This is a genomic window from Pseudomonas sp. yb_9 (assembly GCF_043103635.1).
Lineage (GTDB): Bacteria > Pseudomonadota > Gammaproteobacteria > Pseudomonadales > Pseudomonadaceae > Aquipseudomonas > Aquipseudomonas monteilii.
This window is the reverse complement of the sequence record NZ_JBICKA010000007.1, coordinates 109,156-133,283: the sequence shown is the minus strand read 5'-3', so window position 1 is coordinate 133,283 and position 24,128 is coordinate 109,156. Positions and strand designations below refer to the sequence as shown.

General features: G+C 64.0%; 25 protein-coding genes. 8 read left to right on the top strand and 17 right to left on the bottom strand.

Annotated elements, in window-relative coordinates:
* The 3 genes from ACF8MI_RS02160 to ribBA form a co-directional block, all read right to left on the bottom strand.
* Positions 1–918: an ABC transporter permease gene (locus tag ACF8MI_RS02160; protein ID WP_060497216.1), complete on the bottom strand. Its 918-nt coding sequence runs from the start codon at positions 916–918 to the stop codon at positions 1–3.
* Positions 915–1,940, bottom strand: a complete 1,026-nt coding sequence (locus ACF8MI_RS02155) for an ABC transporter substrate-binding protein (protein WP_104834525.1) — start codon at positions 1,938–1,940, stop codon at positions 915–917. Before ACF8MI_RS02155 ends, ACF8MI_RS02160 begins: the two co-directional genes overlap by 4 nt.
* A gap of 263 nt (positions 1,941–2,203) precedes the next feature.
* Positions 2,204–3,325 (bottom strand): bifunctional 3,4-dihydroxy-2-butanone-4-phosphate synthase/GTP cyclohydrolase II, encoded by a 1,122-nt coding sequence (ribBA, locus tag ACF8MI_RS02150; RefSeq protein ID WP_060497214.1) that lies wholly within the window; start codon positions 3,323–3,325, stop codon positions 2,204–2,206.
* A 78-nt stretch (positions 3,326–3,403) separates the two neighbouring features.
* Here ribBA and ACF8MI_RS02145 point away from each other — a divergent pair, with 78 nt between their 5' ends.
* Complete coding sequence (locus ACF8MI_RS02145) at positions 3,404–3,697, top strand: DUF1330 domain-containing protein (protein ID WP_060497213.1); 294 nt, start codon at positions 3,404–3,406, stop codon at positions 3,695–3,697.
* 99 nt (positions 3,698–3,796) lie between these two features.
* Here the strand turns inward: ACF8MI_RS02145 and ACF8MI_RS02140 are convergent, their stop codons facing one another.
* On the bottom strand, positions 3,797–4,816 hold the full coding sequence (locus ACF8MI_RS02140; protein ID WP_200928440.1) for an alpha/beta hydrolase: 1,020 nt from the start codon (positions 4,814–4,816) through the stop codon (positions 3,797–3,799).
* Positions 4,817–4,962: 146 nt separating this feature from the next.
* Between ACF8MI_RS02140 and ACF8MI_RS02135 the strand changes: the two genes are divergently transcribed.
* Positions 4,963–5,847, top strand: a complete 885-nt coding sequence (locus tag ACF8MI_RS02135; RefSeq protein WP_060497211.1) for a LysR family transcriptional regulator — start codon at positions 4,963–4,965, stop codon at positions 5,845–5,847.
* 7 nt (positions 5,848–5,854) lie between these two features.
* Here ACF8MI_RS02135 and ACF8MI_RS02130 read toward each other — a convergent pair whose 3' ends face one another.
* From ACF8MI_RS02130 to purU, 12 genes are all read right to left on the bottom strand, one after another.
* Positions 5,855–6,343, bottom strand: coding sequence for a DUF2878 domain-containing protein (locus ACF8MI_RS02130; protein ID WP_156867397.1), 489 nt, complete (start codon positions 6,341–6,343; stop codon positions 5,855–5,857).
* Between the two features lie 2 nt (positions 6,344–6,345).
* Positions 6,346–7,605 carry a cyclopropane-fatty-acyl-phospholipid synthase family protein gene (locus tag ACF8MI_RS02125; RefSeq protein WP_104834527.1) on the bottom strand — a complete coding sequence of 420 codons (1,260 nt, stop codon included), beginning with the start codon at positions 7,603–7,605 and terminating at the stop codon, positions 6,346–6,348.
* A complete protein-coding gene (locus ACF8MI_RS02120) occupies positions 7,580–8,392 on the bottom strand; it encodes a DUF1365 domain-containing protein (RefSeq protein ID WP_200928439.1) in 813 nt (270 codons plus the stop codon). Before ACF8MI_RS02120 ends, ACF8MI_RS02125 begins: the two co-directional genes overlap by 26 nt.
* On the bottom strand, positions 8,389–9,636 hold the full coding sequence (locus ACF8MI_RS02115) for an NAD(P)/FAD-dependent oxidoreductase (protein ID WP_200928438.1): 1,248 nt from the start codon (positions 9,634–9,636) through the stop codon (positions 8,389–8,391). The genes ACF8MI_RS02120 and ACF8MI_RS02115 overlap by 4 nt, the downstream gene beginning before the upstream one ends.
* Positions 9,637–9,639: 3 nt before the next feature.
* Positions 9,640–10,392, bottom strand: coding sequence for an SDR family oxidoreductase (locus ACF8MI_RS02110; RefSeq protein ID WP_060497206.1), 753 nt, complete (start codon positions 10,390–10,392; stop codon positions 9,640–9,642).
* Entirely contained in the window at positions 10,389–10,811 is a 423-nt protein-coding gene (locus ACF8MI_RS02105) for a nuclear transport factor 2 family protein (RefSeq protein ID WP_060497205.1), read from the bottom strand. Before ACF8MI_RS02105 ends, ACF8MI_RS02110 begins: the two co-directional genes overlap by 4 nt.
* Before the next feature lie 117 nt (positions 10,812–10,928).
* Positions 10,929–11,534, bottom strand: coding sequence for a sarcosine oxidase (locus ACF8MI_RS02100; RefSeq protein ID WP_060497204.1), 606 nt, complete (start codon positions 11,532–11,534; stop codon positions 10,929–10,931).
* 3 nt (positions 11,535–11,537) lie between these two features.
* Positions 11,538–14,441: a 2Fe-2S iron-sulfur cluster-binding protein gene (locus tag ACF8MI_RS02095; protein ID WP_392517351.1), complete on the bottom strand. Its 2,904-nt coding sequence runs from the start codon at positions 14,439–14,441 to the stop codon at positions 11,538–11,540.
* The gene (locus ACF8MI_RS02090) at positions 14,438–14,743 is read right to left on the bottom strand and encodes a sarcosine oxidase subunit delta (protein WP_028613225.1); all 306 of its coding nucleotides are present in this window, start codon (positions 14,741–14,743) and stop codon (positions 14,438–14,440) included. Before ACF8MI_RS02090 ends, ACF8MI_RS02095 begins: the two co-directional genes overlap by 4 nt.
* A gap of 12 nt (positions 14,744–14,755) precedes the next feature.
* Complete coding sequence (locus ACF8MI_RS02085) at positions 14,756–15,997, bottom strand: FAD-dependent oxidoreductase (protein ID WP_060497202.1); 1,242 nt, start codon at positions 15,995–15,997, stop codon at positions 14,756–14,758.
* Positions 15,979–16,890 (bottom strand): bifunctional methylenetetrahydrofolate dehydrogenase/methenyltetrahydrofolate cyclohydrolase FolD, encoded by a 912-nt coding sequence (folD, locus tag ACF8MI_RS02080; protein ID WP_060497201.1) that lies wholly within the window; start codon positions 16,888–16,890, stop codon positions 15,979–15,981. Before folD ends, ACF8MI_RS02085 begins: the two co-directional genes overlap by 19 nt.
* Positions 16,887–17,753 carry a formyltetrahydrofolate deformylase gene (gene purU, locus ACF8MI_RS02075; protein WP_060497200.1) on the bottom strand — a complete coding sequence of 289 codons (867 nt, stop codon included), beginning with the start codon at positions 17,751–17,753 and terminating at the stop codon, positions 16,887–16,889. The genes folD and purU overlap by 4 nt, the downstream gene beginning before the upstream one ends.
* Before the next feature lie 211 nt (positions 17,754–17,964).
* On the opposite strand from purU, the gene ACF8MI_RS02070 reads away from it, so the two are divergent.
* Positions 17,965–18,366 (top strand): hypothetical protein, encoded by a 402-nt coding sequence (locus tag ACF8MI_RS02070; RefSeq protein ID WP_060497199.1) that lies wholly within the window; start codon positions 17,965–17,967, stop codon positions 18,364–18,366.
* 162 nt (positions 18,367–18,528) lie between these two features.
* On the opposite strand, the gene ACF8MI_RS02065 is transcribed toward ACF8MI_RS02070, so the two are convergent.
* On the bottom strand, positions 18,529–20,205 hold the full coding sequence (locus ACF8MI_RS02065) for a sigma 54-interacting transcriptional regulator (RefSeq protein ID WP_392517350.1): 1,677 nt from the start codon (positions 20,203–20,205) through the stop codon (positions 18,529–18,531).
* A 374-nt stretch (positions 20,206–20,579) separates the two neighbouring features.
* Here ACF8MI_RS02065 and ACF8MI_RS02060 point away from each other — a divergent pair, with 374 nt between their 5' ends.
* The 5 genes from ACF8MI_RS02060 to ACF8MI_RS02040 all read left to right on the top strand — a co-directional run bounded on the left by ACF8MI_RS02060 (position 20,580) and on the right by ACF8MI_RS02040 (position 24,125).
* Positions 20,580–20,837, top strand: coding sequence for a phenol hydroxylase subunit (locus tag ACF8MI_RS02060; RefSeq protein WP_104834529.1), 258 nt, complete (start codon positions 20,580–20,582; stop codon positions 20,835–20,837).
* A 55-nt stretch (positions 20,838–20,892) separates the two neighbouring features.
* Positions 20,893–21,888, top strand: a complete 996-nt coding sequence (locus ACF8MI_RS02055; protein WP_060497196.1) for an aromatic/alkene monooxygenase hydroxylase subunit beta — start codon at positions 20,893–20,895, stop codon at positions 21,886–21,888.
* On the top strand, positions 21,885–22,154 hold the full coding sequence (locus ACF8MI_RS02050; RefSeq protein ID WP_019097310.1) for an MmoB/DmpM family protein: 270 nt from the start codon (positions 21,885–21,887) through the stop codon (positions 22,152–22,154). Before ACF8MI_RS02055 ends, ACF8MI_RS02050 begins: the two co-directional genes overlap by 4 nt.
* Before the next feature lie 32 nt (positions 22,155–22,186).
* Positions 22,187–23,701, top strand: a complete 1,515-nt coding sequence (locus ACF8MI_RS02045; RefSeq protein ID WP_104834531.1) for an aromatic/alkene/methane monooxygenase hydroxylase/oxygenase subunit alpha — start codon at positions 22,187–22,189, stop codon at positions 23,699–23,701.
* A 64-nt stretch (positions 23,702–23,765) separates the two neighbouring features.
* Entirely contained in the window at positions 23,766–24,125 is a 360-nt protein-coding gene (locus ACF8MI_RS02040) for a phenol hydroxylase subunit P4 (protein WP_016714637.1), read from the top strand.
* The last annotated feature ends 3 nt before the right edge of the window (positions 24,126–24,128 follow it).

Sequence of the window (24,128 nt, the reverse complement as noted above, 5' to 3'; positions counted from 1 at the left end):
TTACCTCGCGTTGCCAACCGGGGATTCCGGCTGCAGCTTCAGGTACAGGTAGAAGAGCACCAGGGTGATCACCACCAGCAGTGCGGCGGCGGCGCTGGCCAGGCCCCAGTTGAGGAACGACTGCACCTGCTGGATGATGAATTCGGGCAGCATCATGTTCTGTGCCCCGCCCAGCAGCGCCGGGGTGACGTAGTAACCGAGCGACATCACGAACACCATCAGCGCCCCGGAGAACAACCCCGAGCGGCACAGCGGCAGGAACACCTTCCAGAAGTTGGTCCATGGGCTGGCGCCGCAGATGGAACCGGCCTGCAGCACCATCGGGTCGATGGCGTGCATGGTTGCCTGCAATGGCAGCACGATGAACGGGATCATGATGTAGCTCATGCCGATCACCACGCCGGTGAGGTTGTGCACCATTTCCAGCGGGGCATCGATGATGCCCATGGCCATCAACGCCTTGTTGATCACCCCCGAACTTTGCAGCAGCACCAGCCACGAGTAGGTACGCGCCAGCAGGCTGGTCCACATCGACAGCAGCACGATGTTCAGCAACCAACGGCCCCAGCCCTTGGGCACCAGGGTAATCGCCCAGGCCAGCGGGAAGCCCAGCAGCACGCTGATCAGGGTGACCACGCCGGCCACCGAGAAGGTGTTGAACAGCACCCGTGCGTAGGCCGAGTTGGCGAACAACTGCTCGTAGTTGCCCAGCCCCGGCGTTGGCTCCAGCACCCCGCGCAGCAACAGGCCGACCAGCGGGGCGAAGAAGAACAAGCCAAGGAACAGCAGGGCCGGCAGCAGGTTGCGGCTGCCCTTCCAGCGCTGGCTCAGGCTGGCGCGGCGGGGTGTGCTACCCGAGGCGCCGGTGCCCGTGGGGGCACCTTGCGCGTTATGCAGGGCGTTGATGGCGACTTTCATTTGACCAACCACTCATTCCAGCGGGCCGCGATGGCCTGACCGTTCTTGGCCCAGTAGGCGAAGTCCAGAGTGACCTGGTCCTGGGCGTAGGCAGTGGGCAGGTTCGGTGCCAGGTCTTTGTTCAGCTTGGCCACGCTGTCGACGTTCACTGGCGCGTAAGCGGTCTTGTTGGCGAACTCGGCCTGGCCTTCGGCGCTGCTGGCGTTGGCCAGGAACTTCATGGCCGCGTCCTTGTTTTTGGCGCCTTTGGGGATGACCAGGAAGTCGGCCATGACCAGGTTCTGTTTCCAGCTTACGCCCACTGGTGCGCCATCTTGCTGCAGGGCGTAGACGCGGCCGTTCCAGAACTGGCCGAGCGAAGCCTCACCCGAGGCCAGCAGCTGTTGCGACTGGGCGCCGCCGCCCCACCAGACGATGTCATTCTTGATCGTGTCGAGTTTCTTGAAGGCGCGGTCCAGGTCCAGTGGGTACAGCTTGTCGGGCGCTACGCCGTCGGCCAGCAGGGCCAGTTCCAGCACGCCAGGGCTCGGCCATTTGTACAGGGCGCGTTTGCCGGGGTAGGTCTTGGTGTCGAACAGCGCGGTCCAGTCCACCGGCTTGTTGGCACCGAGCTTGCCTTCGTTGTAGCCCAGCACGAAGGAGAAGAAGAACGAGCCAACGCCGTGGTCGGAAACGAAACGCGGGTCGATCTTGTCACGTTTGATCTGGTTGAAATCGAGGGGCTCCAGCAGGCCTTCGCTGGCGGCACGCAGGGCAAAGTCGGCTTCGACATCGACCACGTCCCACTGCACGTTGCCGCTTTCGACCATGGCCTTGAGCTTGCCGTAGTCGGTAGGGCCGTCCTGGACGACTTTGATGTCGGTGGCTTTGGTGAAGGGGACGGCCCACGCTTCTTTCTGGGCGTCCTGGGTGGTACCGCCCCAGCTGACGAAATTCAGGCTGTCAGCGGCCACGGCGGCTTGACAGGCCAGGGTCAGCAGGCTGGCGGACAGCACTGCGGTTACACGTTTGCTCAACAGCATGGTTACGCCCTCGTTGCTTTTGTTATTCGAGGCGGGGCTTGTGGTGCGCCCGCCAACAGTGTTCGGGGAGCAGCTAAAACAAAGTGTCTGGGTGGCCGTTTGTAATTGTAGGTGCCGGCCTGCAGATTTAAGGTCTACGGGATATCATATTATGGTATTCCAAACTTTTGGCAAGAGGTATGAGGCGACCGGCCATCACTCCGTCCGTTCAGAAACGCTGCGGGGCCCCGCAGGGCCCCGCCAAATCAGATGCTTATGTATTTTCAGCCGAGCATCCCGGGCTCGAAGGGAATGCTCTGCACCACCTCCAGTTCATACCCCGCCAGCCCGGCATACTTCAGCGGAGGCCCCAGATGGCGCAGCTTACCCACGCCCAGGTCCTGCAGAATCTGTGCCCCGGTGCCCACTTCGGAGTACACCTTCGATTGCCCGCGCTGATAAGGGCGCACCGGCTGGGTCAGCTGCGGTACGCGCTCCAGCAGGGCTTGGGAGGATTCATGGTTGGCCAGGATCACCACTACACCAGCCCCTTCCTCGGCCACCTTCTGCAAGGCCGCCCATAACGTCCAGTTGGATGGCCCGGCGTATTCGGCACCTACGAGGTCGCGCAGCGGGTCGATCACATGCACTCGCACCAAGGTCGGCTGCTCGCGGCGGATATCACCCATGACCATGGCCATGTGCACGCCGCCTTCGATGCGGTCCTCATAGGTGACCAGCCGGAAGGTGCCATGCACGGTCGGCAGCTCGCGTTCACCGATGCGCTTGATGGTCTGCTCGGTGCTCAGGCGGTAGTGAATCAGGTCGGCGATGGTGCCGATCTTGATGCCATGCTGCGCGGCGAACACTTCAAGGTCCGGGCGGCGGGCCATGGTGCCGTCGTCGTTGAGCACTTCCACAATCACCGAGGCTGGGCTGAAACCGGCCAGGCGGGCCAGGTCGCAGCCGGCTTCGGTGTGACCGGCACGGTTCAGCACGCCGCCTTCGCGGGCGCGCAGCGGGAAAATGTGGCCGGGTTGCACCAGGTCTTCGGGGCGGGCATCTCGGGCCATGGCCGCAGCCACGGTGCGTGCCCGGTCGGCGGCGGAAATGCCGGTAGTGACGCCAGTGGCCGCTTCGATGGACACGGTAAACGCCGTGCTGAACACGCTGCCATTTGCCGGCACCATCTGCTCCAGGCCCAAGCGCTGGCAGTGTTCGTCGGTCAGGGTGAGGCAGATCAGGCCGCGCGCTTCGCGGGCCATGAAATTGATGGCTTGGGCGTCACAACGCTCGGCAGCGATCAGCAGGTCGCCTTCGTTTTCCCGGTCCTCGTCATCCACCAGCAGGACCATCTGGCCTTGCCGGTAGTCCTCGAGAAGTTCCTCGATGGTGTTGAAAGCCATGTTGCACGCTCACTGTGGTGGGGTAATTTTTATGGTATACCATCATACACAAATATCGCCGTTACAGGAGAGCAGCGCATGAAGGCCTATTGGATCGCCCATGTGGACGTGACCGACCCCGAGCAATACCAGCAGTACACCCAGCGCGCTCCGGCTGCCTTCAAGGCGTTCGGCGGCCGCTTCCTGGCCCGTGGCGGGCGCAGCGAGGCGATGGAAGGGCGGCCTACCCCTCAGCGTAGCGTGGTGATCGAGTTCGATTCGTACGAGCAGGCAGTGGCGTGCTACCGGTCGGCGCTGTACCAGGAGGCCTGCAGCCGTCGCCAGGGCGTGGCCAAGGCTGAGGTGATCATTGTGGAAGGGTTTGAACCCTGATGTAGGTGCTTATGGCCCTATCGCCGCCGTACCAGACGCCTGTTTGTTCCGCAGGAAACAAAAATACCCGCTTGGGCGGGTACTTTTGTATTTCTCAAGCTACTGCAAATGTACTTTCAATTCCCCGGCCGCCTGGCGCATCGCTGCTTTCACCGCTGGCACCTGGCTCAACGGGTTCAACAGCCCATAGTCATGAATCATCCCGTTGTAGCGCACCGAAGTCACGGTCACGCCGGCCGCATTCAGCTTGCGGGCATACGCCTCACCCTCATCGCGCAGCACATCGAATTCGGCAGTCTGCACCAGCGCTGGCGGCAACCCCTTCAGCTGTTCACTGCTGGCCCGCAGCGGCGAAGCGTAGATCTGTGCCCGGGCGTTGGCATCGGTGGTGTAGTTGTCCCAGAACCATTTCATCATCCCGGTGGTCAGGAAGTGCCCTTCGGCAAACTGTTTGTACGATGCCGTCTCGAAGCTGGGATCGGTCACCGGCCACAGCAGCAACTGGAAGCGCAGGGCAGGGGTGCCGGCCTCTTTGGCCTTGAGTGCCACCACCGCAGCCATGTTGCCGCCCACGCTGTTGCCGGCCACGGCCAGGCGCTTGCCGTCAACGCCGATTTCCTTGCCATGCTCGGCCACCCAGCGGGTAGCGGCATAGGCCTGGTTGTTCGCCGTCGGGTAGTGCGCTTCTGGCGAGGGGGTGTAGTCCACGTAGACCGCCACCGCACCTGAGCCGACCACCAGGTCGCGGATCAGTCGCTGGTGGGTCGGGAAGTCACCGAGTACCCAGCCGCCACCGTGGAAGAACATGAACACCGGCAGGTCGCCCTTGACGTTGGCCGGGCGTACCACTTGCAGCCTGATCGACTCGCCGTTGGCCTGGATGGTGCGCTCTTTTACCTCGATACCGGAGAGGTCGACTTTGACCGAAGCCTGGGCGCCGGTGAGCACTGCGCGGGCGTCTTTCGGGCTGAGTTGCTCCAGTGGCTTGCCGCCGCCTTGTTCCAGGGCCTGGAGGAAGGCCTGGGTGTGTTGCTCGACACCTGGGCTGCCAGCGGCGAAGGCGCTGGGGACGGACAGGGCCAGAAGGGAAGCGGTGAGGGCTTTGTGGACAATGTTCATGAGCGAATCCTTCTCTATGCAAGTGTTGGTAATGGGCGTCTTTCCTGGCCTGCTGGGCCATCGCTGCGGCCTGTGCGTAGATTAGGGAGATGCAATGATGGGAAAAAGCCGCTATAAAGCGTTTGACTGTCACCAAGAGCAAGACAATGAACCCTTACGAAGACATGCGGATCTTCGCCCAGGTCATGGAAGCCGGCAGTTTCACCGCCGCTGCCGACCGCCTGGGGATGTCCAAGCAATCGGTCAGCCGGCGCCTGATGCAGCTTGAAGAGCGCCTTGGCGTGCGCCTGCTGAACCGCTCTACCCGGCGGCTGGACGCCACGCCGCTGGGCCAGCACTACTACCAGTCGGCCCTGCGCCTGCTGGGTGAAGTGCAACAGGTGGAGCACGACATCAGTGGCCAGGCCCAGGCGTTGCGTGGCACCTTGCGCCTGAGCGCGCCGCTGTCGTTTGCCATGGCGCACCTGGGTTGCTTGCTGACCGAGTTCCTGCAATTGCACCCTCAGGTGGATGTGGAGGTAGACCTGAGTGACCGGGCCGTCGACCTGATCGGCGAGGGTTACGACCTGGCTCTGCGCATTGGCGCGCTGGAGGATTCCAGCCTGATTGCGCGGCGCATTGCCAGTGTCGAGCGGGTGTACTGTGCGAGCCCGGATTACCTGCAAGCGCGGGGCATGCCGACAGCACCGGATGAACTGGTAGGGCACGACTGCCTGCCTTATGGGCATTCGCGTCAGGTGCAGTGGCAGTTTCGTCAGGGCGGCAAGGCGCAGGCGATTCAGGTGGCCGGGCGGATGCGTGCGAACAACGGTGAGTTGCTAAGGGATGCAGCCATTGCCGGGATGGGGGTGACGTATCTGCCGACCTTCATCGTGGGGCAGGCGTTGGCGGCCGGGCGGTTGGTGAGTGTGCTGGAAGACTGGACGCCACCGGCATTGCAGCTTTCGGCGGTGTATCCGCAACACCGCCAGGTGGCGCGGCCGGTACAGGGGTTTGTCGATTTTCTGCGTGAGCGGCTGGTGCAGTTGTAGCCTGGCCTCAGCCCCGTGCCGCGAAGCGCAAGGCCAGCGGCAGGGCTAGCGCCCAGATCGGGGCTAGAACAAGTGCGGTTCGCAACTGCCCCATGGGCAACTCTATGCCCGCCACGCGAGCCCCGGCCAGGTAAGCCAAGGGGCCGCCCAACATGCCCAGCAGCGCGGCGCGCCAGAGCGGTCGCCCGGCCCATGCCAGGCTGTGGCGCAGCCCGCTGGCCAGTACTAGCCACAGCAATGCCAGCCAAAGCGGCAAGGGCCAGGTTTCGAAGCGCAATACACCCAGCATGCCCAACAGGCTGTCGAGTAAACATCCGGCAATCGCCACGCCCAGCAGGACGCGCCGTTCACTTCCGGGGTGCGGACATAAGCGCAGGTGCACCAGCAGGCCGGCCATCGCGGCCAGCAGCAGCCAGGGTTGGCGTGCTCCCAGCACGCAGGCCCACCAACCCGCTTGCAACCACAGTGCGTTGCCAATCAACCACCCGCGGGCCATGTTCAACGGTCCAGCAGCGGTGCCCGACGCGCCTGTGGTGCGGCCCAGAGCAATTGGGCCACGCCGATGGTCCGCTCCTCGAAACCGCCCTGGCAATAGCACAGATAGAACTCCCACAAGCGCTGGAAGGTCTCGTCATACCCCAGCGCCATCAGCTCTGCACGCGCCGCCCGCAGGTTGTCGCGCCAGTGGCGCAGGGTGCGCGCATAGTCCTGGCCAAAGTCTTCCAGGTGCACCAGGTTCAGGGCGGTCTGGCGGCTGGCGGTATCCAGCAGCACGCTCAGCGAGGGCAAGGCGCCGCCGGGGAAAATGTAGCGCTGGATGAAATCCACTGAACGCCTGGCCTGGGCGTAGCGCTGGTCGCGGATGGTAATGGCCTGCAACAGCATCAGCCCGTCGTCCTTGAGCAGCGAAGCGCATTGGCGAAAGTACGTGGGCAAGTAGCGGTGGCCGACGGCTTCGATCATCTCGATCGACACCAGCTTGTCGAAACGCCCGCGCAGGTCGCGGTAGTCTTCGTGCAGCACGGTGATGCGCTGCTCCAGGCCCAGGGCCTTTACCCGCTGCAGGGTGTGGGCGTGCTGCGCCGCCGAGAGGGTGGTGGTGGTGACCCGGCAGCCATGCTGCTGGGCGGCGTGGATGGCCAGGCTGCCCCAACCGCTGCCGATCTCAAGCAAGTGGTCCTCGGGCTTGAGTTCAAGCTTTTGGCAAATGCGCTGCAGCTTGTTGGTCTGGGCTTGTTCCAGCGTTTGCGCCGGGCTGTCGAACTGCGCGGCGGAGTACATCATGGTGGGGTCGAGCAGGCGCTCGAACAGGTCGTTGCCCAGGTCGTAGTGCGCCAGGATATTGCGCCGCGCGCCGCGCCGGCTGTTGCGGTTCAGGTGGTGCAGCAGGTGCAGAGCCGGACGCGCCAGGCGTGCCAGGCCGCCCTCCATGGCATCCAGCACATCCAGATTGGCCACGAACAACCGGGTGACTGCGGCAAGGTCCGGGCTGCGCCAGTAACCGTGGATATAGCCTTCCCCGGCACCAATCGAGCCATTGCAGGCGACCAGGCCCCAAGCTGCCTCGTCTACGACCTCGACTTCTGCATGCAGCCGGCTGGCGACGTCGCCGAATGTCCATTGCTGGCCTTGGCTGATCAGGCGCAAATTGCCATGGCGCAACTGGCGCAATTGTGCGAGCACTGCATGCTTGGCCAGGCTGCCGAGCAGTGGGGCAATGCTGGTCGATTTGCTAACGCTCATGGTCGGTTCGGGCATGTTCGGGCTCCTCGCATGTGGGTTGGCCGAGTACCAGATCGTGCTGGCTGGCAACGTGGTCGTGCACGGGCGTGCGCTTGAGCAGCAGGCGCAGGGCCTGCCAGTAAATGCCGGTGAGGGTGCGCAGGCTCATCCAGGGGAAGTTGAGGATGTGCCGCTGCAAGCCGGCGCGGTCCAGCGGCTGGCGTAGCAGCGCCAGGTCTGCTTCGAACACCTTGTACCCGGCGCGCCAGTTTTCCATGTGGATGCGCACCCGCTGTGCATCGAGGGCGAAGCGCAGGCGGTACTCCATGTCCAGCGGCATGAACGGTGAAACATGAAAGGCCTTGGCCATGGAAAAGGGTTGCGCCAGGTCACCCTCAACCGGCAGCACATAGTGGAAGCGTTCACGCCATGGGGTGTTGCGTACCTCCAGCAGCACGGCTACCAGCTGGCCCTGTTGGTCATGGCAGAAGTAGGTGCTCACCGGGTTGAAGGACAACCCCCAGCAGCGCGGTTGGGTAAGCAGGTGCACGGCGCCTTCGGGCACCTGGCCAATGGCTTGGCCGACCAGTTGCCGGGCGGCTTCGGCCAAGGGCTTGCCTTGGCGGGTCAGCGCTGGCAGGTAGTCGGTTTCGCGCCAGCACAGGGGCGCCAGCCGTGAGGGCCCAAGCCAGTGACACAGGTTCAGCAGCTGCTGTTGTTCGTTCAGGTCCAGGTAGAACATGCCAACCCGATAGCGAAACGCATGCGGCCTCGGGCTCAGGCGCTTGTGACTGACCCACCCTTGGCACAGGCTGCTGTTCACAGCTGCTCTCCAAAATGCCGGGCCACGTTCAGCGCGCTCAGCACACCGTCTTCGTGAAAGCCGTTGGCCCAGTAAGCGCCGCAGTAATAGCTGTGCAACGGCCCTTGCAGTTCGTGCTGGCGGGCCTGTGCCGCCAACGCGGCTAGGCTGTATTGCGGGTGCGCGTAGTCGAAGCGGGCGAGTATCTGTGTCGGGTCCACCTGTGCCGTCTGGTTGAGGCTGACGCAAAACGTGGTCGGTGCCTGGATGCCCTGGAGGATGTTCATGTTGTAGGTCAGTGCGGCGGGCGCGTGCGCGTTGTCGCCCAGGCGGTAGTTCCAGCTGGCCCATGCTTTACGCCGTTGGGGCAGCAGGCGCGAGTCGGTGTGCAGCACCACATCGTTGCTGGCGTAGCGGATGGCACCCAGGATGGCGCGCTCTGCTTCGCTGGGCGGTGCCAGCAGGGCCAGGGCCTGGTCGCTGTGGCAGGCGAACACGACTTTGTCGAAGCGTTCGCTGCTGCCTGGCCAGGTAACCGTGACGCCGCTTACGTCACGTTTTACCTGTTGTACCGGGCAGCCCAGGCGAATCCGCTCGGCAAACGGTTTGCACAAGGGCGTGAGGTAGGCGCGCGAGCCACCTTCGATCACCTGCCATTGCGGGCGATGGTTGACCGACAGCAAACCGTGGTTTTGACAGAAGCGCACGAAGAACTGCAAGGGGAAGTCCAGCATGCCGGTGGGTGACATCGACCAGATAGCCGCCCCCATCGGCACGATGTAATGGTCGATGAAGCGCCGGCCATAGCCTTGGGCTTGCAGGTAGTCACCAAGGGTGGTGTTGCCATCGATGCGCTGCTGAGCCAGGTCGGCTGGCGCCTGCCGGTTGAAGCGCAGCACATCGCGCAGCATGCCCCAGAACCCGGCAGACAACAGGTTGCGCCGTTGGGCGAACAGGGTGTCCAGATCGTGGCCGTTGTACTCGAACCCCGTGCGCGGGTCATGCACCGAAAAACTCATTTCCGTCGGCCGCCAGGTGACGCCCAACTGCGTGAGCAGGCGGATGAAGTGCGGGTAGGTCCAGTCGTTGAACACGATGAAGCCGGTATCGACGGCATAGTGTTGGCCCTCCCATTGCACATCCACGGTATGGGTATGCCCGCCAACCCGCTGCGCTGCCTCGAACACCGTGACCTCGTTCCGGCGTGACAGCAGGTGGGCGCAGGTGAGGCCGGCAATGCCGGTGCCGATGATCGCGATGCGCATGGGTCAGTCCTGTGAGGGGCGCGCCAGATGGCGGCCCAGCCTGAGGCGCAGGCGTGCCGGCAATGCGCCAAGCAACCGCAGCACCAGGGTGAAGGTGGCAGGGAAGGCAATCTCCAGTGGGCGACGCGGCAGGCGCGCGATGATGTGGCCCGCGGCGCGTTCGACGCTCCACAGTTGGGGCATGGGGAAATCATTGCGGCGTGTCAGGGGCGTGTCGACGAAACCGGGGCTGACCAGGGTGACGTCGATGCCTTCGGCAGCCAGGTCGATGCGCAGGGATTCGACCAGGTAGCGCAAGGCTGCCTTGGACGCGCCATAGGCCCCTGCGCGTGGCAAGGCCAGCCAGCTGACCGAGCTGCCCATGACCACCAGGTGCGGCTGCCGGCCACGGCGCAACAAGGGCAGGGCGGCGGCCAGGCAAAGGCTGGTACCGGTCAGGTTGGTGCGCATTACCCGCTCGACCAGCGCCGGGTCGAAGTGCCCCGGCTCCAGGTACTCGCAGGTGCCGGCATTGAGAATCACCTGATCCAGTGCACCCCAGGCCTGCTCGATCTGCCCGGCCATCTGTGCCACATCCCCCGGCTGGTCGACATCGCCCACCGTCAGCAATACCTGGCCCGGAAACTGTGCGGCCAGTGCGGCCAGCTTGTCCGCCCGGCGTGCCCCCAACGCCACCTGGTGGCCTTGCTCCAGCAATTGCAACGCCATGGCTGCGCCGATGCCGCTGCTGGCGCCGGTTAGCCAGCAACGCCTCATGCCAGCCTGCCTTTGAGCCAGCGAATCGCGCTGCCCATGACGGGCACATGCTCGTAAAGCAGGGCGCCGGCATCGAAGTAATCTTGATGAAAATGCACCCGCTCCTGCCAGCGCAGGTGGCTGCAACCCTGCAGGCTGATCAGTTGCCCACGGGCGAGTTGCGGGTGGCGGTAGTGCAACGTCCAGCGGATGTAGCCATGTCCCGGTTCCAGTTCGTCGGTGCCTTCGAACCGGTAATGCACGTCAGGCACCTTCGCGTACAACTGGGCGAAATAGGCCCGCAGTGCGCGAAGACCCGTGAGCTGGTGCAGTGGGTCGCGGAACGCGACGTCCTCGCTGTACAGGTCGTTCAGCAGGTCGAGGTTGTGCGAATCGAGCGTGGCAAAGCGTTCGGCGAAGTACTGGAGGTAGGTGGACATGCACAATACCTGTACAAAACTAAACTGTTGTACAAGGTATAGTGCAGGTCACTGTATAAAGCTATACAAAAGAAATATTTTGTACAGTTTTGCAGGGGCTACAGGTTCAGACTGCTATCAACCCGATAATGCGCCTAACTCGATCAGCCCGCCATCGAACTCATCCATCGCATCCAGCACCGCCTCACGGAAATACGCCAACGACGCCCGATCGAACAGCAACTGCAAGGCCGGCTGCTCATCACTCCCCACGTTCACCACGATCACATTGATCCGCGCCGCAGAGGTTTGCGCCACGGCACCGATGGGAAATGCCTGTAAACGCAGGTCGACTCCGCACAACTTGGCCATTACCGCACTGCCATCCGCCCCCGACAGCTGCAACCAGGCATGGCTGTCCTGGCGCGGCAGCAGGTAGTTACGCTGGGCATCCTGCACCCACTCGGCCTCTGTGGCGGCCACCCGCGTGCCTTCGTCAGCCAGGCTGCCCAGCAGCAGGTATTCGGTCTGTGACAACCGCGCTACCCAGCCGCCATCGTCCTGGCGCACGGCCTGGTTCGGCTGCTGCGGCAATCGGTAGCCACGTTGCTGCAGGTAGGCGGCGCTGTCGACGCCGCGAAAGCCGGCCCGCGCTACCTCGGTCAGGTCGGTCAACGCGCAGGCGTGCAACAGCTCGGCCCGCGGGCTGCGAGGGATAAACGCTTTGGCTTGCAGACTGGTCATGGTTCAGAGCTCCTGGCGCAGGTTGTCGGGGTCGTGGAACGGCAGTTGCACCACCTTGGCATGCACCATCGCGCCGCCCTCCACGCGGATCGGGATGTGCATGCCGGGGGTGGCCTGGTGGGCGCCGGCATAGGCCAGGCCGATGATCTGCCCCAGGGTTTGCGAGTACTCGCAGGAGGTGACGTTGCCGCTGATGTCTGACCCGTCCAGCACCAGGTGCCCCTCCAGCGGCTGTGGGCTGCCTTTGGGCAGGGTGAAGCCGACCAGCTTGCGCTTGAGCGGCTGTGCTTCGAGGATTTCGATGGAGCGCTTGCCGACGAAGAACGGCTTCTTGCGGCCAATGGCCCACTGCATGTCGATCTCGGCAGGGTGGGTCATGCCGTCGGTGTCCTGGCTGATGATCACATGGCCTTTTTCCAGGCGCAGCAGGCGTTGGGTCTCAACGCCGAACGGGCGAATGCCCAGGCCCGCGCCGGCCTGCATCAGGGCGTCCCACAGGCGCTCGGCATGGCGCGCCGGCACATGCACTTCATAACCCAGCTCACCGACGAAACCGACCCGCAGGATGCGCGCCGGTATGCCGGCCACCTCGCCCTGCCGTACGCCCAGGTACGGGAAGGCCTCGGCCGACAGCGCGACATCGTCACACACCTTGGCCAGCACCTGACGCGACAGCGGCCCGGCCAGGTTGACGGCAGCCAGGGCGGCGGTGACGTTGGTGATGTCCACGTCCAGGCGCCACTGTGCATTCCACTTCAGCATCTGCTGGTAGATGCGGTCGACGCCGCTGGTGGTGGCGGTGACATAGAAGTGCTGCTCGCCCAGGCGCGCACAAACGCCATCGTCGATCACCACACCGTGTTCGTTGGTCATCAGCGCATAGCGGGTGCGGCCGATGGCCAGTTTGGCAAAGCCGAAGGTGTACAGGCGCTCCAGCAGTTCGGCGGCGTCCGGGCCGCGTACGTCCAGGCCACCCAGGGTAGACACGTCGATCAGGCCAACCTGCTCGCGCACATGGCGGGCTTCTTCCTGCATGCAGCGCTCGCGATCTTCGGGTTTGCCGTAATAAGCCGGGCGCTGCCAGATACCGGCCTGCATCATCTTCGCCCCGGCTTGCAGGTGACGGCGGTGCATGGGCGTTTGCCGATAGGGGTCGAAGGCGCGGCCGGCGACATGTGCCAGCTTTTCTGCCTGAAACGGTGGGCGGGCGGTAGTCACTCCGGTTTCGCTGATGCTGCGGCCGGTGGCCTGGGCCACTAGGCGCGCCGTGGGCAGCGCCGAGTGGCGGCCTTGGGAAGGGCCCATGCCGACCGTGGAGAAACGTTTGACCAGTTGCACGTCACGGTAGCCGCTGCGGGTAGCGTTGACGATGTCGCGCACTTGCAGGTCTTCGTCGAAGTCGACGAAATCCTTGCCTTTGGGGTGGGGGAAAATCGGCCAAGGGAAATTGACCTTGGCTTCGGCGCTGAACACCGACTGCGCTGGCGCTTGCAGATCTAGGGCGGCTACCGCTTCAGCGGCCCCGCGTGTGGCATCGGCCAGCACGTTGCCCAGTGCGTGACGGCCGTTCACGGAGCCTGCGACATCCAGCCCGGCCGGCAAGTTGCTGATGGCGAACTCGTCGCGGTTGACGTCATAGGCCAGTTTGCCGCCGGCCTGGCACAGCAACTGGTACACCGGCATGTAGCCCGCCGACATGCACAGCAGGTCGCACGCCAGGCGCAGCCCGTGCGGGCCGACCTTGCCCTGGCCGGTGATCGGGCGAATGTCCACGCCACTGACATGGCGCATGCCCGCTTCATGCAGGGCTTCATACACGGTGCTGCCCAGGTGCACGGGGATATCGCGGCGCTTCAGCTCGGCAGCCAGTGCGGCATCGGCCGGCGCGGCGCGCATGTCGACCACGGTGGCTACGACCACGCCTTGCTCCTGCAGGTCGAGGGCGGCCAGGTAGCCGTCATCGTGGCCGGTGAGGATGACCGCGCGCTGGCCCGGTTTGACCGCGTACAGCTTCATCAGCCGCTGGGCAGCGCTGGTCAGCATCACGCCCGGCAGGTCGTTGTTGCGAAACACCACCGGCTGGTCGAACGAGCCGGCTGCCACCAGGCAACGGGTGGCGCGCACCTTGTACAGCCGCTTGTGCTGAATTACCGGCAGGTAGTTGTCGGTGAACCAGCCGTTGCAGGTGGCCTCCAGCAGCACCTGGATGTTCGGGTGGCCCTCGACGGCGGTCAGCAGTTCCTGGCGCAGGCTGGCGGCGCGGGTGCCGGCGATGTCGAAGCGGGCATAGGTGAGCGAGCCGCCGAGCACCGGCTGTTGCTCGATCAGCAGCACCTTGGCCCCGGCATTGGCCGCATCCAGCGCGGCGCGCAGGCCGGCGGGGCCGGCACCGATCACGGCCACATCTACAAACAGGTAGGCCTTGTCGTAGTACTGCGGTTTGAAACCCAGGTCGAGCACGCCCAGGCCGGCTTTCTTGCGGATCAGCGGCTCCCACACTTTCCACATGCCCTTGGGCTTGTAGAACGAGCGGTAGTAGAAGCCCACTGGCATGAAGCGTGAGAACTTGCCCAGGTAGGCGTCGCGGTCATGCGCCAGGCTGCCGTTGAAGTTCTGCCCTTCGACCACCTGGCCGTCGCGGGCAGCCTCCAGGTCGGCCAGCACGTTGGGTTCGTCGGGCAACTGCACCAGGGTGTTGGCATCTTGCCCGGCCATGCTCAGCGGGCCGCGTGGACGATGGTATTTGAACGAGCGCGACAGCAGCCAGCGGCCATTGCCAAGCAGGGCGCTGGCAATGGTGTCACCGGCAAAGCCCTCGCAGGCCTGGCCGTCGAACTGGAAGCGCACGCGCCGCTCGCGGTCGATCAGCAGGCCCATGGGTGCGGGTAGGCGGGTGTGGCTGTTCATCCGGCAATCTCCGGGGTGGCGGCGGGGGTGAAGTCGACGCGGCGGTCGAACAGTGCTTTCGGGTCGAAGGTGCGCAGCACCTGGTCGCTAACTGTGTGACGCTCGGCCAGGAACCAGTAGCTGGAGGCGTTGTGCAGCCACCATTCGGTCACCACCCCGGCCAGGTTGTCGCTGTTGAACACATAGTCGGCCCACTCGGCATCGCTGCAACTGGCCGGGTCGGGCATGTGCTTGAACTCGCCGCCGTAGGTGAACTCGCTGATATTGCGCGGGCCGTTCAAGGGGCAGGTCAGGATCTTCATCGTCGTGTGCTCCTAGTGGCTGGCCGCCGTGGCGCCCATTTCGTTCACCTGCTGGAAGCGGCTGAAGCGCTCCAGGGCGAAGGGCGCGATCATTTCGGGTACTTTGCCGCCGCTGGCTACCAGCTCGGCCATGGTCTTGCCGCAGATGGGCGTGGCCTTGAAACCCCACGTGCCCCAACCGGCGTCCAGGTAGTAGTTGGTAACCGGCGACAGGCCCATGATCGGGCTGTAGTCCGGGGTCATGTCGGTCATCCCGGCCCACTGGCGCATCAGCTTGGCGTTGGCCATGAACGGGAACATCTCGATGGCGTGGGCCAGCAGGCTTTCCTTGAGGTCGAGGGTGGAGCGGGTGTTGTACAGCGGATAAGGGTCGGAGCCGCCGCCAAAGACGATTTCGCCCCGGCTGGTCTGCTGTACGTAACAATGCAGCGCCGACGAACTGACCAGCGGGTCGAGGAACGGTTTGAACGGCTGGGTAACCATGGCTTGCAACGGGTAGGTGTGGATCGGCGCACGGATGCCGGCCTTGGCCATCAACAGCGAACTGGCACCGGCCACGGCCTGGACCACGCAGCCGCACTGCACGGTGCCACGGTTGGTCTTCACCGCTTCGATGCGGCCATTGCGTATCAGCAGGTCCTGCACCTCGGTCAGTTGATGGATTTCCACACCCCGCTTGGCCGCCTGCTTGGCATAGCCCCAGGCCACCGCGTCGTGGCGTGCAGTGGCGCCGTCGATGTGCCACAGGCCAGCCAGCACCGGGAGGTGGCCGGGGTCGAGGTTGAGGCTGGGCACCCGTTCACGAATCTGTTGGCGGTCGATCATTTCGGTACGGCCGCCGAAGTGCTTGTTGACCTCGGCGCGCTGGCGGAAGGCGCGCACGGTAGCGTCGGTATGCGCCAGCGTGAGCTGGCCGCGCTCGGAATACATGATGTTGAAGTCGAACTCGTTCGACAGGTTCTGGAACATGCGCACCGATTCGGCGTAAAAGCGCACACCCTCGCTGGTGAGGTAGTTGGAGCGGATCACCGCCGTGTTGCGTGCGGTGTTGCCGCCACCCAGGTAAGCCTTTTCCAGCACGGCGACATTGGTGATGCCGTGGTACCTGGCCAGGTAGTAGGCGATGGCCAGGCCGTGGCCGCCGCCGCCGATGATCACCACGTCATAGCGCGGTTTGAGTTCGCACGGTGGCGGCAGGTCGACCTCAACCGGGTAGTCGGCGCTCAGGCCGTATTTCAGCAGGGCGAAAGGCATGCGGTGCGCTCCTGGTGGGCGGCCTGTTGCTGCAGGTCGAGGGCGAGCAGGGTGTTTTTCATCAAATAGGCGATGGTCATCGGGCCGACGCCGCCGGGCACAGGGGTAATGCCGGCCACCTGGGGCAGGGCGGCAGCGAAGTCGACATCGCCGACCAGGCGGCTGTGGCCGCTTTCATCGATGCGATTGATGCCCACGTCGATCACCACCGCGCCAGGTTTCAACCAATCGGCACCGATCAGGCGCGGTTTGCCTACGGCTGCCACCAGAATGTCGGCCTGGCGGCACAGCGCCGGCAGATCACGGCTGCGCGAATGCACCACCGTCACTGTGCAGTCGGCCTGCAGCAGCAGGGCAGCCATGGGTTTGCCGACGATGTTCGAGCGGCCCACCACCACCGCGTGCTTGCCGCGCAGTTCGCCACAGGCGTCACGCAGCAGTCGCATGCAGCCGCTGGGTGTGCACGGGGTGAGCACATCGCGGCCCTGGGCCAAACCACCGACGTTTTCGCTGTGAAAGCCGTCCACGTCCTTCAGCGGGTCGATGGCCTGCAACACGCGGTGCGCGGCGATGTGCGCGGGCAGCGGCAGTTGCACGAGGATGCCGTTCACCTCGGTATCGTGGTTCAGGCGGTCGATCAGGGTCAGCAGTTCGCCCTGGGTGGTGTCGGCGGGCAGGCGATGCTCCAGCGAGCGGATGCCTACTTCGTCGGCGCGCAGCACTTTATTGCGCACGTACACCTGGCTGGCGGCATCGTCGCCCACCAGCACCACGGCCAAGCCCGGTTGCACACCGCCCTGGCGCAGCTCCTGCACCTGTTCGCGCACCTCGGCCAGCACCCGCGCGGCGGTGGCCCTGCCGTCGATCAGCTTGACGCTGGGAATGGCGTTCATTTGAAGATCACCGTGCGGTCGTGGTTAAGGAACACCCGGTGCTCAAGGTGGTACTTCACCGCGCGGGACAGGGCGATGGTCTCGGTGTCGCGGCCGATGGCAACCAGGTCGTCCGGGGCGTAGGCGTGATCCACGCGCTGCACTTCCTGCTCGATGATCGGGCCTTCGTCCAGGTCGCGGGTCACGTAGTGGGCGGTGGCGCCGATCAGTTTGACCCCGCGCTGGTAGGCCTGGTGGTAGGGCTTGGCGCCTTTGAAACCGGGCAGGAACGAGTGATGGATGTTGATCGCCCGGCCTGACAGTTGGCGGCACAGGTCGTCAGACAGAATTTGCATGTAGCGTGCCAGCACCACCAGTTCGGTGCCGGTGTCTTCGACAATGCGCAACAGTGCGGCTTCCTGTTCGGCCTTGGTTTCCTTGGTAACGGGCAGGTAGACGAAGCGGATGCCCTGGCGCTCGGCCATGGGGCGCAGGTCCAAGTGGTTGGATACCACGGCGGTGATCTGCATGTCGAGCTCGCCCTTGGCATGCCGGTACAGCAGGTCGGACAGGCAGTGGTCGAACTTGCTCACCATCAGCAGCACGCGCATCGGCCGGGCGCTGCTGTGCAGGCTCCACTGCATGTCGAAGCGCTGGGCCACGTCGGCAAAGCCCGCCTCCAGCTGCGGTGTGTCCCCTGTGGTACCGGTGTTGTAGCGGAACACTGCGCGCATGAAAAAGCGCCCGTTGTCCTCGTCGTCGAACTGCGCCATCTCGCTGATGTAGCAACCGTGCTCGGCCAAGTAAGTGGTCACCGCAGCGACGATGCCGGACACGGCCGGGCAACTGACGCGCAGGATGAAGTGATCGGGAGCGGGGTGCATGTCGGGTAGGCCTCGTGATGGAGTGGGGCAGGTCGGGCACAAGGGCAAAAGAATCTTCGCGAGCAGGCGAAGTGATGTTTCTTGGTGGGAATATAAATTTCCTTTAGGAGATTTATAGGCGAAGTGAGGGGTGGCGGTCCAGGGGTTTGTGAAATTTTTTATCCTGGCAGGAAAGTTTTTTGAGGCCGCTTTGTAGGGCTATGCTTGCTCCATGACTACGCCACCCCCCTTGCGCCAACCATGCCCCCCTGGTGCCTGCGACTGCGGCCGCGAACATCTGGGCGAGCATCCGCAGGCCGCACAGCGCATCCTGCTACTGACCCGTCAGGAAGAGAAACGCCTGCTCGAACGCCTGGAAAACCTCAAGGACCTGGAGGACCTGCAACGCCTGCAGCAACGGATGTACGACAATCTCGGCATCCGTGTGCACATCGCTCCCGGGTTCAACGAAGTGCGCACCATGCGTGGCATTGTCATCGAACTGGATGACCAGCCGGGGCTGTGCCGCAGGACCCGGCAATCGATCCCGGCGGCGATCCGGCGCGGGCTGGAGCGTAACCCGCAGGTGGCCTTCCGGTTGCTCGATACCCATGACTTGCTGCGGGATGCCTGACGGTGGATCAGGTGTAGAAGCGGGTTTCCCCGCGAAGCTGGCGGCGCGGTACATGGCACCGGTTGCGCCAATGTTCGCGGCTGAAGCCGCTGCTACAGGGATCGCGCCAGCGTTTGGTTTGTGTGCAAGGAAGCCGTTTGCAAAAAGTACGATCCGGTGGATTCACCCCTTCTTCAGCCTGTAGGCGAGGGCAGGGCGGGTCATGCCGAGCAGGCGTGCGGCTTCGGAAACGTTCTGCCCACAGCGCTGCATGGCCTCTTGCATCAGTACCGCCTCGACGGCGTCCAGGCCTGTACCGCTGTCGAGAATCTGCGCCACCCAGCCGGGCGAAGCCTGGTCACTGCCTGCCACCAGTCGGCCATCGCTGCCCAAGCCAATGCTGTCGGTAGCCGGAGGGGCATGCGGGAACAATGCGTCCAGGCCGATACTCTGGTTCTCATCGGTGATGATCACCCCGCGCTCCATGAGGTTTTCCAGTTCGCGGATGTTGCCCGGCCAGTCGTATTGCAGGCACACCTGCATTGCCCGGTCGCTGAGCCCACGGGTTTTCTTGCCGTAGCTGTGGTGCAGGCGGCCGAGGAAGTGCTCGATCAGCAGCGGGATGTCTTCGCGGCGCTCGCGCAGTGCCGGGATGTGCACCGGGAACACGTTCAGGCGGTAGAACAGGTCGGCCCGGAAGCGCCCATCCTTCACGGCCTGTTCGAGGTTTTCGTGGGTGGCGGCGATCACCCTTACATCCACCGGCCGCGTGCGGCTGTCACCCACGCGCTCCAGTTCGCCTTCCTGCAGCACACGCAACAGGCTGGCCTGGGCGCGCGGGGTAAGCTCGACGATTTCGTCCAGGAACAGCGTGCCGCCGTTGGCCCGTTCGAAGCGGCCCATGCGTGCCTGCTGGGCGCCGGTGTAGGCGCCTTTTTCGACGCCGAACAGCTCGGCTTCGATCAGGTCCGGGGGTATGGTCGCGCAGTTCAGCGCCACGAACGCGGCGCCAGCACGCTCGCTGCGCAGGTGCAGGCTGCGGGCGATCACTTCCTTGCCAACCCCGGTTTCGCCCAGCAACAGCACCGAGGCCTTGCCAGGGGCGACTTTGTTGGTGAGTGCGCAGCAGCGCCGGTATACCGCCGACTGGCCGATGCCGTAGAACTGCCCCGACTCGTACTGCAGGCGCTGGCGCAGGTTGGCCACCTGCACCTGCAGCGACTGCAGCTCGTCGATCACCGGGTCGCTCTGGAAGTAGCGCAGGAAGGTGTCGGCATCCTCCCATTGCTCCACCGGCTTGCCAATGATGCGGCATTCGCTGCCACCGCAGCCACGGCAACTGACCTCCTTGTACAGCACCTGGCGGCCGAGGAAGAACGAGCTGTAGCTGATGGCGTAACCGAGCAGCATCCAGCACACCGGCTGCTCGGAATGCAGGGCTTCGGACTGGCAGTTTTCCACCTCGAAGGAGTCTTGCCATTCGATGTCGGCGTAGAAATGGCCGTTGTCCAGGTCGATTTCCAGCTGCAGCGGGCGCACCTTCACCATGCCCTTGAGCGAATGCAGTTGCGGGCCGATGAAGAACATATCCACCGGGTTGCCATTGGGCCGCAGCTTGCGCGCCAGCTCGGCGTCCTTCAGCCCCGACTGGTAGCCCAGGCGCAGGAAGAAGCCCTTGGCCCGCTCCACGCCGAGCATTTCGATCAGTTCGCGGCGCATGCTGGCCATGGTTGCGGCCTGCACCAGCAGCATGCGCTGCTCGTCCAGCCAGATCTTGCCTTCGGTGCCTTCGAACCGTACCCGTTCGGTCAGGTCCTTCAGCGCCGGCGCAGGTTCCGGCGCCCTGTACTGGGTAATCATTCGCTTGCGCCCCTTGCTTGTAGTTGTATGGGGAGTCGGCGTGCGCCCGCTCAGGCAAGGCGGGTTTGCTGGTCACGCCGGGACGACCGCAGTCTGCAGGCAAGGCCTGGGTCGTTCTCTTTTCTAAACCGCCTGAAAGCGGCGCAAAAGTCAATCGTCGGTGACGTTTGCCATTTGCTCAAACGGCGCTGGCGCATTTGAGCAAATGATCAAACGGGCAGCCGGCAGCGTGCGCATAGCGCTGCCTCAGGGCAACGCGTAAAAAAATTAAAAGCCATTAAATACAATTGGTTGGGTTGAGTTTTTGGCGAACTTAACGCGCCTGGCACAGCCGTTGCTCAAGCCCATGGCACGTCCAACCAGAGCACCAGCGCATGACTCAAACCACCACCACCTTCGAGCAAATGCCGCGCTACGTCCGCGTACGTAGCGAGCCGGACGCCGCCTTCGTCGAGTTCGACTTTGCCATCGGTTACCCGGACCTGTTCGTCGAACTGGTCCTGCCACGCACGGCGTTCGCCAGTTTCTGCGCCAGCAACCGGGTGCGCCATATGGACGCTGCGATGGCCGCTGCCGTCGATGCCGACATGCGCAAGTGGCGCTATGGCGAAATCCGCGACGCGGACGAGTAGCGCGCCGCTTGCTGGCGCATTGCATTCCCACAACAACAAGTACAGGACGCCTTGCATGAGTATCGAGATCAAGACGGCCACGGTCGAGCCGATCCGCCAGACCTTCAGCCACACCCGCCGCCGTTTCGGTGACAAGCCGGCCAGCCGCTACCAGGAAGCCAGCTTCGACATCGAGGCCGCCACCAACTTCCACTACCGCCCGTTGTGGCAGCCCGACAAGCTGCTCAACGACCCCAGCCGTACCGCCGTGCAGATGGCTGACTGGTACGCCGTCAGCGACCCGCGTCAGTACTACTACGGCGCCTACGTGCAAGCCCGGGCGCGCATGCAGGAAAACGCCGAGCACAGTTTTGCCTTCTGCGAAAAGCGTGAGCTGCTGGCCAGCCTGCCGACCGAAACCCGTGCATTGGTCGCGCGCCTGCTGCTGCCGCTGCGCCATGCCGAGCTGGGCGCCAACATGAACAACAGCGGCATTGCCGCCGATGCGTTCGGCACCAGCGTCACCCAGATGCACATGTTCCACGCCATGGACCGCCTGGCCATTGCCCAGTACCTGTCGCGCATCGGCCTGCTGCTGGAGGACGACGGCCTGGCGTTGTTGGCCGAGGCCAAGCAGCGCTGGCTGGACGAGCCGGCCTGGCAAGGGCTGCGCCGCTACGTAGAGGACAGCCTGGTGGTGCGTGACTGGTTCGAGCTGAGCCTGGCGCAGAACCTGGTTAGCGACGGCCTGCTGTACCCGCTGTTGTTCGAACACTTCGATGCGCAACTGGTGGCCATCGGGGCAGGGCAGCTGGGCATGCTCACCGAGTTCATGCGCCTGTGGTTTGCCGAGAGCCAGCGTTGGGTGGATGCCCTGGTCAAGACCGCCGTTGCCGAAAACACGCACAACCAACAGTTGATCGAAGGCTGGGTGTGTGAATGGCGCAGCCGTGCCGTGCAAGCGCTGCTGCCGCTGGCCGAGGCCGGCCCAGGCCGTGACGCGCTGGATGCTTGTGACAGCGCCTTTGGCGCACGCCTGAAAAAACTGGGCCTCAGTGGAGACGCCGCATGACTTCCCTCGTGTACATCGCCTTCCAGGACAACGACAGCGCCCGCTACATCGTCGAGGCCATCACCCAGGACAACCCGCATGCCCAGGTGCAGCACCAGCCGGCGATGATCCGCGTGCAGGCCGAAGGGCGCCTGGAGATTCACCGCGCCACGGTGGAAGAAAAGATCGGCCGTGAATGGGACGTGCAGGAAATGCTGATCGACGTGATCACCCTCGGCGGCAACGTCGAGGAAGACGAAGACTGCTTCGCCCTGCACTGGAACTGATCCGCACAACGACAAGAACAAGGGAGACCACCATGGCCGCCAAACGCCTCAACCAGAAAGACAAGTACCGCTGCCTGACCCGCGACCTGGGCTGGGAACCAAGCTACCAGAGCAAAGACGCCATCTACCCCTACGAGCGGTTCGAGGGCATCAAGATCACCGACTGGGACAAGTGGGAAGACCCGTTCCGCCTGACCATGGACGCCTACTGGAAGTACCAGGCCGAAAAAGAAAAGAAGCTGTACGCCATTTTCGATGCCTTCGCCCAGAACAACGGCCACCAGAACATCTCTGACGCCCGCTACGTCAACGCCCTGAAACTGTTCCTGAGCGGCGTCACCCCGCTGGAGTACCAGGCCTACCAGGGCTTCGCTCGTGTCGGCCGGCACTTTGGTGGCGCCGGTGCACGGGTGGCCTGCCAGATGCAGGCCATCGACGAACTGCGCCACGTGCAGACCCAGGTGCACGCCATGAGCCACTACAACAAGCACTTCAACGGCCTGCATGACTTCGCCCACATGCACGACCGGGTGTGGTTCCTGTCGGTGCCCAAGTCGTTCTTCGAGGATGCGCGCACAGCCGGCCCGTTCGAGTTCCTCACCGCCATCTCGTTCTCGTTCGAGTATGTGCTGACCAACCTGTTGTTCGTGCCGTTCATGTCGGGTGCCGCGTTCAACGGCGACATGGCCACGGTCACCTTCGGCTTTTCGGCGCAGTCCGACGAAGCCCGGCACATGACCCTGGGCCTGGAGGTGATCAAGTTCCTGCTGGAGCAACACGAGGACAACGTGCCCATCGTGCAGCGCTGGATCGACAAGTGGTTCTGGCGCGGTTACCGGCTGCTGACCCTGGTCGGGATGATGATGGACTACATGCTGCCCAACAAGGTGATGTCCTGGGCCGAAGCCTGGGAGGTGTACTTCGAACAGGCCGGTGGTGCGCTGTTCAAGGACCTGGAGCGCTACGGCATCCGCCCGCCGAAGTACGTCGAGCAGACCACCATCGGCAAGGAGCATATCAGCCACCAGGCCTGGTCGATCTTCTACCAGTACAGCCAGGCCACCAACTTCCATACCTGGATCCCCACCGACGAGGAGCTGGACTGGCTGTCGGCCAAGTACCCGGACACCTTCGACCGCTACTACCGGCCGCGCTACGAGCATTGGCGCGAGCTGCAGGCGCGTGGTGAGCGCTTTTACAACCCGACGCTGCCGATGCTGTGCCAGATCTGCCAGATCCCGCTGGCCTTCACCGAGCCGGATGCGCCCACGCAGCTGAGCCACCGCAGCCTGGTGCATGAGGGCGAGCGCTACCACTTCTGCTCCGATGGCTGCTGCGACATCTTCGCCTTCGAGCCGGACAAGTACGTGCAGGCCTGGCTGCCGGTGCATCAGATCCTGCAGGGCAACTGCGGTGGCGGCGATGTCGAGGCGGTGGTGCGTGATTACTACAACATCGACCCCGGGCAGGACAACTTCGAGTATCAGGGTTCGCCCGAACAGCAGCGCTGGCAGGCCTTGCAAGGTACCGGGCGCAAGGCCGGCTGAAGCACCGAACCACCAGGGCGCCGTTAACGCGCCCTGGCCCTACAAGAACAAGAGGAACAACGCCATGCCCGTGACTGCCATCGGCACCTACACTGCCCAGCCCCTGGACCGCCAGGCCAACTTCCACGGCGCCCAGCTGGTGTACCTGTGCTGGGAAAACCACCTGCTGTTCTGCGCACCGTTCACCCTGCCGGTGGACCCGGCGCTGCCCTTTGCCGCTTTCATCGAGCAGGTGGTCAAGCCGGCCATTGCCCTGCACCCGGATGCTGCCCAGGTGGACTTCGCCACTGCACGGTGGCGCCTGGATGAGCAGCCCTTCACGCCCGACCTGGCCCGAGGGCTGGCAGCCAACGGCATCACCCACAAAAGCCTGCTGCACCTGCACACCCCCGGCCTTGAAGGCCTGGGCGGCAGCCACAACTGAGGA

Bases quoted from the DNA above. Each gene is read 5' to 3' on its own strand.
- ACF8MI_RS02050 (WP_019097310.1), top strand. From the start codon at position 21,885: ATGACTTCCCTCGTGTACATCGCCTTCCAGGACAACGACAGCGCCCGC.
- ACF8MI_RS02140 (WP_200928440.1), bottom strand. From the start codon at position 4,816: ATGAACATTGTCCACAAAGCCCTCACCGCTTCCCTTCTGGCCCTGTCC.
- ACF8MI_RS02110 (WP_060497206.1), bottom strand. From the start codon at position 10,392: ATGAGGCGTTGCTGGCTAACCGGCGCCAGCAGCGGCATCGGCGCAGCC.
- purU (WP_060497200.1), bottom strand. From the start codon at position 17,753: ATGCACCCCGCTCCCGATCACTTCATCCTGCGCGTCAGTTGCCCGGCC.
- ACF8MI_RS02055 (WP_060497196.1), top strand. From the start codon at position 20,893: ATGAGTATCGAGATCAAGACGGCCACGGTCGAGCCGATCCGCCAGACC.
- ACF8MI_RS02090 (WP_028613225.1), bottom strand. From the start codon at position 14,743: ATGAAGATCCTGACCTGCCCCTTGAACGGCCCGCGCAATATCAGCGAG.
- ACF8MI_RS02130 (WP_156867397.1), bottom strand. From the start codon at position 6,343: ATGGCCCGCGGGTGGTTGATTGGCAACGCACTGTGGTTGCAAGCGGGT.
- ACF8MI_RS02105 (WP_060497205.1), bottom strand. From the start codon at position 10,811: ATGTCCACCTACCTCCAGTACTTCGCCGAACGCTTTGCCACGCTCGAT.
- ACF8MI_RS02155 (WP_104834525.1), bottom strand. From the start codon at position 1,940: ATGCTGTTGAGCAAACGTGTAACCGCAGTGCTGTCCGCCAGCCTGCTG.
- ACF8MI_RS02040 (WP_016714637.1), top strand. From the start codon at position 23,766: ATGCCCGTGACTGCCATCGGCACCTACACTGCCCAGCCCCTGGACCGC.
- ACF8MI_RS02160 (WP_060497216.1), bottom strand. From the start codon at position 918: ATGAAAGTCGCCATCAACGCCCTGCATAACGCGCAAGGTGCCCCCACG.
- ACF8MI_RS02095 (WP_392517351.1), bottom strand. From the start codon at position 14,441: ATGAACAGCCACACCCGCCTACCCGCACCCATGGGCCTGCTGATCGAC.
- ACF8MI_RS02070 (WP_060497199.1), top strand. From the start codon at position 17,965: ATGACTACGCCACCCCCCTTGCGCCAACCATGCCCCCCTGGTGCCTGC.
- ACF8MI_RS02100 (WP_060497204.1), bottom strand. From the start codon at position 11,534: ATGACCAGTCTGCAAGCCAAAGCGTTTATCCCTCGCAGCCCGCGGGCC.
- ACF8MI_RS02045 (WP_104834531.1), top strand. From the start codon at position 22,187: ATGGCCGCCAAACGCCTCAACCAGAAAGACAAGTACCGCTGCCTGACC.
- ACF8MI_RS02145 (WP_060497213.1), top strand. From the start codon at position 3,404: ATGAAGGCCTATTGGATCGCCCATGTGGACGTGACCGACCCCGAGCAA.
- ACF8MI_RS02085 (WP_060497202.1), bottom strand. From the start codon at position 15,997: ATGCCTTTCGCCCTGCTGAAATACGGCCTGAGCGCCGACTACCCGGTT.
- ACF8MI_RS02115 (WP_200928438.1), bottom strand. From the start codon at position 9,636: ATGCGCATCGCGATCATCGGCACCGGCATTGCCGGCCTCACCTGCGCC.
- ribBA (WP_060497214.1), bottom strand. From the start codon at position 3,325: ATGGCTTTCAACACCATCGAGGAACTTCTCGAGGACTACCGGCAAGGC.
- ACF8MI_RS02135 (WP_060497211.1), top strand. From the start codon at position 4,963: ATGAACCCTTACGAAGACATGCGGATCTTCGCCCAGGTCATGGAAGCC.
- ACF8MI_RS02065 (WP_392517350.1), bottom strand. From the start codon at position 20,205: ATGATTACCCAGTACAGGGCGCCGGAACCTGCGCCGGCGCTGAAGGAC.
- folD (WP_060497201.1), bottom strand. From the start codon at position 16,890: ATGAACGCCATTCCCAGCGTCAAGCTGATCGACGGCAGGGCCACCGCC.
- ACF8MI_RS02060 (WP_104834529.1), top strand. From the start codon at position 20,580: ATGACTCAAACCACCACCACCTTCGAGCAAATGCCGCGCTACGTCCGC.
- ACF8MI_RS02125 (WP_104834527.1), bottom strand. From the start codon at position 7,605: ATGCCCGAACCGACCATGAGCGTTAGCAAATCGACCAGCATTGCCCCA.